This is a genomic window from Carboxylicivirga sp. (assembly GCF_982718395.1).
Genome location: NZ_CEXQWX010000012.1, coordinates 1 through 13,007, shown reverse-complemented (window position 1 = coordinate 13,007; position 13,007 = coordinate 1). Strand labels below are relative to the sequence as shown.

The 13,007-nt window shown below is 36.6% G+C and carries 12 protein-coding genes and 1 tRNA gene; 11 read left to right on the top strand and 2 right to left on the bottom strand.

Annotated features, from left to right (window positions below):
* Positions 1-84: 84 nt before the first annotated feature.
* Positions 85-1,797, bottom strand: a complete 1,713-nt coding sequence (locus AC4MRQ_RS04170) for a M23 family metallopeptidase (RefSeq protein ID WP_491196390.1) — start codon at positions 1,795-1,797, stop codon at positions 85-87.
* 208 nt (positions 1,798-2,005) lie between these two features.
* Between AC4MRQ_RS04170 and AC4MRQ_RS04165 the strand changes: the two genes are divergently transcribed.
* From AC4MRQ_RS04165 to AC4MRQ_RS04135, 7 genes are all read left to right on the top strand, one after another.
* Entirely contained in the window at positions 2,006-2,758 is a 753-nt protein-coding gene (locus AC4MRQ_RS04165) for a NigD1/NigD2 family lipoprotein (RefSeq protein WP_491196389.1), read from the top strand.
* A 199-nt stretch (positions 2,759-2,957) separates the two neighbouring features.
* A tRNA-Arg gene (locus AC4MRQ_RS04160) sits at positions 2,958-3,031 on the top strand.
* 370 nt (positions 3,032-3,401) lie between these two features.
* The gene (locus AC4MRQ_RS04155) at positions 3,402-4,853 is read left to right on the top strand and encodes a sulfatase (RefSeq protein ID WP_491196388.1); all 1,452 of its coding nucleotides are present in this window, start codon (positions 3,402-3,404) and stop codon (positions 4,851-4,853) included.
* A gap of 160 nt (positions 4,854-5,013) precedes the next feature.
* Positions 5,014-5,934 (top strand): glycerophosphodiester phosphodiesterase family protein, encoded by a 921-nt coding sequence (locus AC4MRQ_RS04150; protein WP_491196387.1) that lies wholly within the window; start codon positions 5,014-5,016, stop codon positions 5,932-5,934.
* Between the two features lie 142 nt (positions 5,935-6,076).
* Positions 6,077-6,700 carry a hypothetical protein gene (locus AC4MRQ_RS04145; RefSeq protein ID WP_491196386.1) on the top strand — a complete coding sequence of 208 codons (624 nt, stop codon included), beginning with the start codon at positions 6,077-6,079 and terminating at the stop codon, positions 6,698-6,700.
* Positions 6,688-7,752 (top strand): hypothetical protein, encoded by a 1,065-nt coding sequence (locus tag AC4MRQ_RS04140; RefSeq protein ID WP_491196385.1) that lies wholly within the window; start codon positions 6,688-6,690, stop codon positions 7,750-7,752. The genes AC4MRQ_RS04145 and AC4MRQ_RS04140 overlap by 13 nt, the downstream gene beginning before the upstream one ends.
* A gap of 283 nt (positions 7,753-8,035) precedes the next feature.
* The gene (locus tag AC4MRQ_RS04135) at positions 8,036-8,335 is read left to right on the top strand and encodes a hypothetical protein (protein ID WP_491196384.1); all 300 of its coding nucleotides are present in this window, start codon (positions 8,036-8,038) and stop codon (positions 8,333-8,335) included.
* Positions 8,336-8,445: 110 nt separating this feature from the next.
* On the opposite strand, the gene AC4MRQ_RS04130 is transcribed toward AC4MRQ_RS04135, so the two are convergent.
* Positions 8,446-9,195, bottom strand: coding sequence for an NYN domain-containing protein (locus tag AC4MRQ_RS04130; protein ID WP_491196383.1), 750 nt, complete (start codon positions 9,193-9,195; stop codon positions 8,446-8,448).
* A gap of 542 nt (positions 9,196-9,737) precedes the next feature.
* Between AC4MRQ_RS04130 and AC4MRQ_RS04125 the strand changes: the two genes are divergently transcribed.
* The 4 genes from AC4MRQ_RS04125 to AC4MRQ_RS04110 form a co-directional block, all read left to right on the top strand.
* On the top strand, positions 9,738-11,045 hold the full coding sequence (locus AC4MRQ_RS04125) for a B12-binding domain-containing radical SAM protein (protein ID WP_491196382.1): 1,308 nt from the start codon (positions 9,738-9,740) through the stop codon (positions 11,043-11,045).
* Positions 11,046-11,323: 278 nt separating this feature from the next.
* Positions 11,324-11,452 (top strand): hypothetical protein, encoded by a 129-nt coding sequence (locus AC4MRQ_RS04120; protein WP_491196381.1) that lies wholly within the window; start codon positions 11,324-11,326, stop codon positions 11,450-11,452.
* A gap of 281 nt (positions 11,453-11,733) precedes the next feature.
* Positions 11,734-12,237 (top strand): MarR family winged helix-turn-helix transcriptional regulator, encoded by a 504-nt coding sequence (locus tag AC4MRQ_RS04115; protein ID WP_491196380.1) that lies wholly within the window; start codon positions 11,734-11,736, stop codon positions 12,235-12,237.
* 110 nt (positions 12,238-12,347) lie between these two features.
* Positions 12,348-13,007: KamA family radical SAM protein (locus AC4MRQ_RS04110; RefSeq protein ID WP_491196379.1), on the top strand; the 660-nt coding region annotated here is incomplete at its 3' end.

Here is a 13,007-nt window from a genome sequence, read left to right as displayed (position 1 = left end):
AATAGTTCGTTTATATGAAGCCGTATTGTTAATGAATAATATTCAATGAATTTAAGCCTTTTGCAAGCAAAAATTATTCCAGCATTAGTTCTTGAAACCGTATTCTTTCACTGTTTCATTCCCTTTATTATCGATAACAATAACCTTTAGCAGATGGTTTCCTTTTTTTAAGAAAGGTATGTGCTTGAAAGTACCGGTTAAGCGAGCATTCTTAGCATCATATTCGAATAGGGCCCATTGATCATCAATCAGACAGTAGTATTTTTTAATACCACTTAGTTTATCACTGATTATTACTTCAATATTTTTCCTTGCCGAATAGTCATTGTTGGTTGGTGCTTTACGCAGCTTGACAATAGGAGGAACTGTATCAATAGCCAGGGTAAAACGTCCGAAACCACGAGTGCTTGCTACCACTCTATTATCTTTAAATGATCCGCCAATTGAACTCATTTTATCTGTACGTGATACACTTGTCAGTAGAAGTTTATCCTTGAATTGGATAAGCGAGTCGGGTACAGGTATGCTGATACTCATTGACCGGTGCATTGGTATATACCTGTCGCCAATGTGATAGATTGGTGAGATAAATCCCTCCTTTTGATCTTTATGCAAAAACAAATCTATTTCAGTGTAAAAGGTTTTAGCCGGAATGTTCAAGGTCATACCTAAAGTATCCAGGGTAATCGCTTTGTCGTAAGCAACCTTTATTTGCGACGTTTGCTTGTTTTGTGATAATTCAGGTGGTGCATCTCCCTGTACAACAAATGATAAAACAGAGGTGTTGCCAGCAAAATCTTTAATCACATATTTAAATTGCTTTTCGTCACCTGGCTGAATAATATCAGTATATGTGTTTCGGGTTCCATAAAGGCTTAACTGATTATTAGGCTCCACCCAACTTTTCTGAATCACCTTACCAGTTCTTATTTTTTCGGCATAATCGATGTGCGAATTGATGTAGCGTGATTCTGCAAAACTGAATTTCTCGATATTAAAATTATATACCAGTGAATCGTTAACAAACAGGTCGATTGAAGTGATGCCACATTTGCGCCAACTGTCAGTGAAATAGTCCAGCACTTGAACACCGACACCTATCTTGCCATGTGCTTTAAAGGTTTTACTCCCTTTGGGATGAAATTCTTTATTATAGAAAACCGTGGGCAAATATTTGTCGGTTGAACGACCTTCAATACTGGCATCATCAGATAGGCAATAAAGTTTTAAGCCTTGTATTTGTGGGCGTACATCATCTACAATATCATCTCTGAATAAAAGGGGATTCATAGGTTTTTGACTAGCTTGTTCGCGCACTTCGTAGTGGAGGTGAGGACCACCTGAACTACCTAAGTTACCACTGTAGCCAATTACCTCGGCTCTCTCAATAGGTATTTCACCGGCTTTGTAAAACTGTTCGAAGGCAAAAGATTTATTTTTGTATTGCCCGGCTCTTACCAGTGAATCTATTTTATTGGAAAAGCGTTCGAGATGAGCATACACTGTTGTATATCCACCTTCATGGTTTATATATATGGCTTTACCATATCCGTAAGGCGAAACCTTAATGCGAGATACATAGCCTTTGTCAGAAGCGTAAATGCGATAACCTGTTTTTCGGTTGGTGGTTAAATCCAGACCAGAATGGAAATGATTGGAACGCAACTCTCCAAAACTGCCACTTACCGATGGCTTTAGTTTCATGGGCTTAACAAAGCGTTCTGTATCTATTTCTTGTGCGAATAATGAATATAGTGAAAATCCAATCCCGAATAATAACAAAGCCAAGTGCTTCATGCTCTACCTCTCCTTACCTTTTAAAAAACAACCAAAAATAGCTTTCTGTGTTTGAAAATGCAATGAAAAATTTTTTGCGATTGCATCATATCACGCAACCCTTATCTTAAAATTCCCTCTAAATAGTTAATCAATGTAAAAGTATCAATGCTGGCACGATCTTTATAACCCTATGATTGAGTGAAAGTTTTATTAAAAATGTAATCGCATGAAAAAGTTAAAGTTTGGATTTTTACTGGCGCTAATTGGAGTATTAACTTTTAGTTGTTCAGATGATGATGGTTACTCATTAGGCGATTTTTGGGTAACTACGGGGACAGTGGTAGAAACAACCGATTATTTTTATGTAGTAACGGATGCAGGTGATGCACTGTGGCCATCGGCAAGCAATGTATCGCCGGGAAGTGTGGAAGATGGTATACGTATTTTGGTGAATTATACCATATTAGGTGATGCTGACGATTCGGAAACCTATGACTATTACGTTAAGATTAATGGTATCTCAGAGTTATTAACGAAGCCAATATTTAATTTTGACGAGAATACATCTGAAGCGGTGAAAGACTCGATTGGTAACGATCCGGTTACAATAACCGATACATGGTTTACCGACGACTACCTGAATCTGCAGTTTGAATATGGTGGTGGCCCTGGCTATATCCACTTTATTAATCTGGTGAAAGATACCGAGGATTTAGAAACAGAAAATGGTGAGATTATTCTTGAACTGAAGCACAACAAGAATAATGATCCTTACAACTACCTGCAATGGGGCATTGTCTCAATTGATATTTCAGAGTTGAAGGTGGATGGTCAAAATTCGGTTGATATTTTTGTACGTAGCCTTGATAAAGAAGGCGAGTACCAGTACAATAAGGTGTTAACCTATGAGTATGATGTGGAGCCGGAACCAATGATGAAGAAATTCTCAGATAAGCCGATATCTGAGTCAGTTCAATAAATTGAGTTTAGTTCAAAATGAAGGTCGCAAATTTTTTGCGACCTTTTTTGTGTTGCAAATAGCTATAAGCCTTATGATTGCTGTGTTGTAGGTGAAGTTTATTGCAACTTTTTTATAAAAATGTTTTGACGGTTCATGGATAAAAGCCTATATTTGCACCGCATTTGAGAACAATGGTTCACAAATAACACAAAATAATGGTTCCGTAGCTTAATTGGATAGAGCACCTGGTTACGGCCCAGGAGGTTAGGGGTTCGAGTCCCTTCGGGATCACAAGAAAGCCTGTAAGTTTTAAACTTGCAGGCTTTTGTGTTATACAAGAGTAACACTTTTGTATCTCCACCAAGCTCAATGAATCTGTAATTTATAGTAGATGACGGATCATAAATAAATATCGTTCAAATACTTTCTTTTCGTGAACTGCACCATAATCCCAACAATTTAAATTGAGCTATAAAACCTGAAGTATAAAACTCATTGAGGGGAACCATATTTAAGCACGAGACATTTTTTAATATTGATACAAGGAATAATTTTGAGAATAAGTACATAATTATTAAGTATGAGATATGGTAATTGTACAAAATCAGTTCAGAATCAAATTAGAAAAGTCAATTATTGAAAATGAATAAAGCTCCTGATAATGAAAATTAAGAATTTACTTTTCGTACCACTCTTTTGTGGAGTATTGTTTACACAATGCACAAGTCATGAAAATAGCCGGAAAAATCCAAATATTCTGCTTATTTGTGTGGATGATCTTCGTCCGGAACTAAAATGTTTTAATGCAGAGCATATTGTATCGCCCAATATTGATAAACTTGCTGAAAATGGAGTTTTGTTTCTCAATCATTATGTAAATGCTCCTAGTTGTGGACCATCTCGGTATACCTTGCTAACAGGACAATATGGCCCACCAGGCAATAATGCTCTTTTCATTCGTTCTAAAGAAAAATCTTTAGGCAACAAAATTGATCCAAGTATGCCTGAATGGTTCAAAGAGTATGGGTACACAACAGTTTCCGTAGGAAAAGTATCTCACCATCCGGGAGGAAGAGGTGGTAAAAACTGGAATGACAGTACTATTATTGAAATACCAGGGGCTTGGGATAAACATCTGATGCCTGTAGGAGAATGGCAGCATCCTGCCGGAATGATGCATGGACTGGCACATGGGGAAATTCGAAAAAAGCCGGGCAATATGGATGTTTTTCAAAGTGTGGAAGGAAATGACACAATTTATCCGGATGGCCTGATAATTAATGAAGCACTAAAACAGTTAAAGTTATTAGCAGATGATCCACAAAAACCTTTTTTTCTGGCAGTTGGCATCCTGAAGCCACATTTGCCTTTTGGAGCTCCAAGGAAGTATTTAGACTTATATGAAAACACCACTTTCCCACCTATTGAACATCCACAGAAACCTGAAGGAAAAACAACATGGCATGGTTCGGGTGAGTTTATGAAATATAACAGGTGGGGTAAGAATCCAAATGAAGATAAGGTCTTTGCAGAAGAGGTAAGACATCATTATGCAGCTTGTGTAAGTTATGCCGATGCCCAGGTAGGGAAGTTGATTGAAAGCTTAGAGCAATCAGGTGCCTATGAAAATACAATTATCATTCTTTGGGGTGATCATGGATGGAATCTTGGCGAACATGCTATTTGGGGAAAGCATAGCTTGTTTGAAGAAAGCCTGCGTTCACCTCTAATTATCCAATACCCCTGTAATATTACAAAAGGTTCAAAATCTAAAGCGATAATTGAAACCATTGATATTTTTCCAACACTATGTGAATTGTCGGGTGTGGATATTCCACAATTTACTCAAGGTAAGTCATTAAAAACCATTCTTGACAACCCAAACCATGGTGGACATTCAGCCATATCATATAAAGGCAATGCTATTTCTATTAGGACACGTACACATCGCTTAATAGTTCATAACGGTGGAAGTGTGGAACTATACAGCCATACAACTCCCGAAAGGGAAAGTAGCAATATAGCCACTGAAAATCCGGAATTAGTTAGGCAGTTAAGAAGTATGTTACATACCCGTTTGCAAGATGATTCATCAATAAAAGTTGAGTTATGAGGACCAGAGCTTAACAGGATTGATAAAAGCTATGACGTTTCATTCTAATAATACTCGTTGCCTGACCAAAATTGATTTGATATCTATTATTTTTAGATGACTAATGATGCATTAATTCAGGATCAGACCTTTTTATAATGTGTATTAAAAACTTAAAATCATGAACAGGAAGTACCATTTTATTTCTATCACTATAATTCTTCAGTTTTTATCAATAAGTGTTTATGCACAAAGCGGTTCTTTCAAATTTAAAAGAAAGAACTTTGAGCAAGGAGGTAATGGTGCTGTTATGGTCATGGCGCATCGTCAGGATTGGAAAAACTACCCGGAAAACTCAATAGCTGCATTACAAGGCTGCATAGATAAAGGGATTGATATAGTAGAAATTGATATTCGAAAAACAAAAGACGGCGAATTAATTGTGGTGCATGATGGCAGTGTTAACAGAACAACCAATGGAAAGGGAAGAATATCGGACTTGACCCTGGAGGAAATCAAAGCACTTCGACTTAAAGATCATGAAGGTAATCAAACAGATCATACAGTACCAACTTTAGAAGAGTACATGGCTACTGCCAAAGGACAAATAATGGTTAATCTTGATATTAAAATTAATCCATTAAAGAATTTCGCGGCCATGTATCGTATTTTGGAAAAAACGAAAACATTAGATCATGCTTTGTGGGTTTTTAATGCAGAATATGAAACGGTCAAAGATATGCTGGCAAAATATCCGGGAGTAATTATGTGCCCAAAGATTGGCTCACACCAGGAAGATCCGGTGGGTAGTTACAAAAAATGGGTGAACAATTACGATCTGGAGACTGTGTTTTTCCGTTTTAAAACCGAACAGGATACCCTATGGACAGTCGTTCCCGACGCACATAAGCGAGGCATTAAACTTTACTGCCATACGTTATGGAATGGAGGTTCAGCAGCAGGCCGTTCGGATTACAAAGCACCTGAAAATCCTGAAGAAAACTGGGGTTGGCTGATAGACAGGGGTATTGAGATAATTATGACTGACGAAACGCAAGCATTACTCGAACATATTATTAAAAGAAAATCTAATAAGAACTAAATAATAATGCATATGAGAACGATCAGGTAAAAATTAATTATTCAGTTTTTTACAAAGCGAATGAAGTACGAAGTATTCATGAGCACTTATGAATAATAAATTTCCTTGAGAGTTCGATGCAATAAATGAAAATTATAAACGCATGAATAATACTCCTCTATTTAAGACATTAGTTAAAGTAACACTTTTAGCAGTTGTTTTTTACGCTTGTCAATCCCAAAAACAGAACAACAAGAATAAACCTCTGATTCTTGATATGGTTCATCATAATCCGGGGGAGGAACCTTACAATAGTGCGTACAATGATCCGGCAGTAATTAAAGATATGGGGTTTAACGGTAAAGTTTACGCACTTTTTGAATCTCCATCTTTAGCCATTAATTGGGAATCGGTAGATCCAGATATATTACCTAAAGGAAGTGTAGAACGACAATGGGTAGATGAGAAAGCAGCCCAGCTCAGGAAGATGCATGTGGATTGTCGTGAACAGAATATTGACGTTTATGCAATGTCAGATCTTATCCTGTTTCCTAAGCGGCTTATTCAGAAATATGGAATTGAAGAAACATTTGGTGACCCAAAAGACCCACAAACCGAGAAATTCCTTCGTGCTCAGGTTGATGAGATCTTTGAGCAATTCCCAGATCTTGATGGGCTTGTCGTGCGTATAGGTGAGACTTATCTTCATGATGCCCCTTACCATAAAGGGAAAATTTCAGATAAAAAAAATCCACAAAAACGATTATCCCGCTTATGCAGCTCTTAAGAGAAGAAATCAGTGTTAAGAGAAATAAGATGTTGATATTCCGTACATGGTTGTCTTTTGATGTTGACTCGTTAACTTATCAGGCTGTTTCAGATGCAATAGAACCACATGAAAACCTGATTATATCTGTAAAACATTGTGAAGGAGACTTTCACCGGGCCAACAATTTTAGTAAGGTTATTGGTCAAGGGCGTCACAAACAGATTATAGAAGTGCAATGTGCACGAGAATATGAGGGTAAAGGTGCCTATCCAAACTATATCGCTAATGGAGTGATTGAAGGTTTTGAAGAGCATGCCGAGATGCCTGAGAGTAGAATTAACAGCATAAGTGAATTTGTAGAAAAGCACCCGGACATGTATGCAGGAGTGTGGACATGGACGAGAGGAGGAGGTTGGGATGGACCTTATATCAAAGATGAAATATGGTGTGACCTGAATGCCTGGGTTATGTCGCAATGGGCTAAAAAACCAAAGCAGAGTGAAAAAGAGATTTTTAATTGTTATGCTTCAGAAATACTTAACTTGTCAGAGTCCGATATTCCCAATTTTAGAAAGCTTTGCCTCCTTTCTGCAGAAGCAGTTGTACGAGGAAGAAACTCAACTTATGGAGATATGAACCCATGGTGGACACGCGATCAGGGGATTGGGTGGCCTATGCCTGCTTTAAATCAGGACACAGAAAAGCAACAACGCAATTTATTGCAAAAAGACGAGTCAATTGAAAAATGGAAGGAAATTGTGCAGTTGGCAGAAATCATACAATGGTCTGATAATGATATAAAACAGCATGCAATAGGGTCATCATACTATGGATTGTATCTTTACGAAATCTATCGGAGTCTGGTTTATTTGGCTGATGCAGAAGCAAGAGGGAATAAAGAGGCGATGAAGCAATGGATCATCACCTACGATGAGGCATGGGACAAATATGCTAAACTCCCGGAGTTATACCCTTCATTAGCTACTCTATATACAAAAGATTATAGACGACATATTCGTAATCATGCGGATACTAAAGTAAATGAACTGAGAGAGATGATTGGATTATAAGGTAAAAATAAGCATAAGCCTAAGTTTATGTATTTATTGGCTTATATCAGGAGGTTTGTGGGGTGAGTCTCTTCAAGATCATATTTATGAAACTCGATTAAGTCGAAAGTCTGTATGTTGTTTGATATACAGGCTTTTGTATTTTAAGGTAGCTTTATAAGCACAGTAATATATAATCCTGTATATTCCATTATTATTTCACTACCTTGTATGAAGTGTATAATGCACTGCTAAAGCTTTTATTGTCCAACTATCCCGTATTAGTACATTAAAGTTTTAAGTTATGATTCCTGAAAAATTTAAAAATTACTACCTGGGAACAAACAGCCTTTTCTTTCCTGAATATGAGTTTGTGATTAAACTAAGCTTTCCTAGTGTATTTGTTCGTTTTAAGCGCACCGAGGGCTATTATGCCGATTTTAATAAGTTTTTTAGAAGTGTTGCCGAAGTACAATACTTGGATGGCATAAAACCCTCTGCGGTTGAGGAACGCCAAATTTTAAATGAGGTTTGGGATTTTCTTACGATGGTAAAAAGCCCTGACAAAGATGACTTTTTGGGGAGCAATCAAAATGCAGAATAGCTTTAAAGTTGAATGAAACAATATTTTTATGGATTCTGCCTCTTATTAGAACAATGTGATGGTTCGATTTAACTTCCGTTGCGTAGTATATCACTATTATACTTGTTGGGCTATTTCTTTAAGGGGTATCTTAATTTATTTTTCACGAAGATCAACTTGTGCCTGCTGTTTGGACTGTCTCTCTGCTCAATCTCAAATCTGTCAATAGAGTCTATTAAAGGAGTTAGTTTTTGAAATCCATAATTCCTTGGATCAAAGTTCGGTCTCTTTTTTTGCAATAGACTTCCTACATCGCCTAAAAAAGCCCATCCATCATCATCAGAAAGGTCTGTAATTGTTGCAGCAATTAATTTAATTTCTTTCGGGGTTATTTTATCAAATGTTTCTTTTTCAAAATCTTTACCATCTTCAAACTCTTTTTCTTTAGCTCTGGTTTTCAATATCTCAACGTAAATAAATTTGTCACAAGCAACAATGAAGGGAGTTGGTGTTTTTTTCTCACCAATTCCAATTACCAGCATACCGGCTTCCCGCAATCGGGTTGCCAACTTAGTAAAATCACTATCACTTGATACCAAACAGAAACCATTGACTTTTTCAGAATAAAGGATATCCATGGCATCAATTATCATAGCTGAATCGGTAGCATTCTTTCCCGATGTATATGCGTATTGCTGAATAGGTGTTATTGCGTTCTCCAATAATACCTTTTTCCAATTGCTTAAGTCAGGCCTGGTCCAATCTCCATATATTCTCTTAATAGTTGGATTGCCGTATTTAGCAATTTCCTCCATCATTTCTTTTACGTTAGCAGATGGGATATTGTCACCATCAATTAATACTGCCAATTTTATATTCATCAGATTTATTTTAGGTTCATCATCAAACTTTGTTATTGAAGATTTGAATTAGTGGTTAAGTTAATGAATTATAAGGCAGAATTCTATTGTATATTAATGTATTATGGCGAAAACTTTTATTCCCATTCAAGGGGGGATACAAATATTACATATGCAGTTATTTGGTAATACTAAACCCATATAGCTCATATGTACATGCTCCATAATTAATGAAAGCCTAATTTCTAATTTTAAGAATGGTAACCAATGGCTTGAAGCAAGAATTTAAGTTTCGTAACTTCAAACGATGTTCTTTGACCTCATGTTAATACAAAACATTCCAGATAAAGCCCATTTCTTTTTAGGGCTGTTTGTCCTTTTTACAGCTTAAGTAGAGAGATTGATATTCATGTATGCAAACAAACAATAAAGCATGCTTAAATTTTTTTAACAGTTTCTTACAGTAAATAGAATATAACCAGTCCAATGAAACAAGCCATCAGAAAATACTTTCACATGACAGGGAAACTGAATTAGGACAAATAAAAGCAAAATTTAAACAGATGAAAATTCTCCTTATTTCGCCAACAGTTGATACAGAAAAGAGAACTAACAAAGGGCTTATGATACCACAACTGGCTTTATATATACTTGAAGGGTTAACTCCTGATAGGTTTGATGTAAAGGTGATTGAGGAAGAAACGGAAGAGGTTAACCTGGAACAGGAATGTGATTTGGTTGCAATAAGTTGCATGACAGCAAATGCACCAAGAGCATACAAACTTTGCGATGAATTCCAAAGTAGGGATAAAACGGTCATCTTGGGCGGTGTGCATCCAACCATACTTCCTGACGAGGCATTAATGCATGCAAATGCTGTTGTTATTGGTGAAGCAGAAGGGGTATGGGAATCACTCCTATGTGATTTTGAAAACAATAATTTGAAACAAAGATACCACAACCCGAATCCTGACCTGGAAAAATACGTTCGTAAAGATTTCAGAAAGATAGCATCGAAGAGACTATTCAATGTCATTCCAATATTAACAACGCGGGGGTGCCCTTATAATTGTGATTTTTGTTGTGTAACTAATTTATTTGGACAAAAAATACGACATATATCTGTCGATAATGTTGTTCGTGACATAAAGGAATCAAAGGCGAAGGTCTTTATTTTTCTAGACGACAACATTATAGGCAATCCGGTATATGCTAAAACTCTCTTTAAAGCAATTAAACCATTGAAAATTAAGTGGGTCGGGCAAGCTTCCATATCTCTGTTAGTAGGTGATGATGAGTTGATACAATTGGCAGCTGAAAGTGGCTGTCAGTCACTTTTTTTAGGTATTGAGAGTGTATCAGTTAAGCAGCTATTATCAATGCGCAAGTCTATAAAGGAAATTCAACATTTGGAGCACGCCTTTAAAAAAGTTAAAAACTTGGGAATCCTTATCCATGCGTCAATCGTATTCGGATTTGATAACGACACAAAGGAAATATTTGAAGAAACAGTTCAATTCTTAGTAAAAAATAAAGTAAGTACAGTTTCTTTTAATGTGCTGACACCATATCCCGGTACTAATGTTTACGAGAAACTAAAAAACGAACAGCGCTTAATAACTACAGATTGGAAGTATTACGATCATAATACAGTGGTATTTAAGCCAAAAAATATGACACCTCTTGAACTACAGATGGGGAAAATTAATGCCAGAAAGAAGTTTTATAGTATAACTTCTGTGTTGAAGCGATTATTTGGAAATTGGTACAAACCATTAGTGTATCTCTCAATGAATTTAGGCCATATGAAACAGGTGAAAGTAGAAAGCAAGAGATTAGCTAATTTAAAAACAAATCTATTAGCAGAATGAAGTATTACCCTTTATTAAGATTTACTTACAATCTATATGTCAATAATTTAGTTTTCAATTCTTATCACTATTTAAATAATAGAAATAATAACAGACGGGACTATTTCGATACCTAAATCTTAAGTGTTGGATAATAGGCGAAGTTAAGTGAATTGCAGCATAAAGAAGGTTTCCTTCTGGATCACAAGAAAGCCTGTGAGTTTAAACTTGCTGGCTTTTGTGTTTTATTAGAGGATTCTATATCTCAATAAACGTTTGATTAGGAAGATTTGTTACCAATGAGTAATACCAAAAATGGGGCAATGTCCATATTAATTGGAGTTGCAGCTTGCAATAGCATCGAAACCAGGCAACCGGTGCAAATTGGAAGTCTGACACACCTTCAGCCACGTCCAAAGCGGGTTTAATATAGTTTGTTCCAGACCTAACAGGATTTAGAACCATGTTAGGTCTATATCATCCTCAATAAAAAAGGCCACCTAAAGGTGGCCCAACATTCTTTTACATACAAGGATTAATTAGTTTTGATCAATAGTATTTTGAGCGCGTGTTTGCCGGGCTTTAAACTGTTTATTGATATGTATCGAAAGAATAACGAAGAATAAAATTCCAGAAAACACTTATCTTTAACACGTATAATGCATCGGGTATTTAGATTTAATCTTCGTATAAAAATTAATGCTGGCAAATGGATACGCAAGAAATATTAATTAAAATCAGAAAAATTGTTCGATCAATTGATATCGAATCAAAGAAAATACAAAAGGAGTATGGCGTGAGTATACCCCAGGTGTTGTGCCTGAGCTACCTCAGGGAGTCATCTAACTACCAGGCTACACAGGGGGAGATACGAAAGTATGTAAACCTGAACTCCAGCACTGTAAGCGGAATTATTAACCGATTGGAGAAAAAAGGCTATCTGGCCAGGTTACCAAAGGCGGGAGACAAGCGTGTGGCGAATATTGTGTTGACATCAGCCGGAGATGAGTTGCTTAAAACCATTCCACCATTGCTACACGAACAATTATCAGAAAGGTTGAAAAAATTAAATGGTGATGAACTTGAAAAATTAGAGGTTGGGTTAGAGTCACTGGTAGCTTTGCTGGATATTGAGCAGGTTGATGCATCGCCGATTATCATGTTAAAGATTGACAGTGAGCAGCAAAGTGATATAGAGACAGATCTGGAGTAATATTTCAATCACTTGTTATAGAGTTTATGCTTATGGTCTGAAAAGATTATAATTAGGAAGTCTATTGTATTTTATCTAATTTTGTTCGTGTAGAAACAATTTACTACTAGATGATTTACAATGAAGTTCAACAAGAGATTGAAAATAAAATTGAGAGAAACGGAAGCACTTCCAGATGGAAAGACTGGAAGTGGCAGCTTAAAAATACGATCCGCAACCTGGAAACCTTTGAATATTTAACAGGCATACATTTTGACAAGCAGGAACGCAAAGCCTTAGAAGAGACCTTTCAGAAATTTCCACTATCCATTACTCCTTATTACCTTTCTTTAATTGATCAGAATAATTACCGAAACGACCCAGTTTTCAAACAAGCATTTGGTGGTATTGAAGAATTATCTGTGCTAAAGTCAGAGATGTCCGATCCACTATCAGAAGACAAAGATAGTCCTGTAGAAGGCATTACACACCGATACCCTGATCGGGTTCTGTTTCATATAAGTAATATGTGTGCCATGTATTGCAGACATTGCACTCGAAAGAGGAAAGTGGGAGATATTGACTTTGTGCCATCAAAGGAACAGCTGCAAAAAGGTATTGGCTATATTGCTGATAATCCGCAAGTGCGGGATGTTTTGCTCTCAGGAGGCGATCCGTTAATGCTGCCAGATGATAAAATTGACTGGTTGTTATCTGAATTAAAAAAAATTCCCCATGTCGAGATAGTTCGTATAGGAACAAGGATGCCAGTTGTGTTGCCCTATCGTATT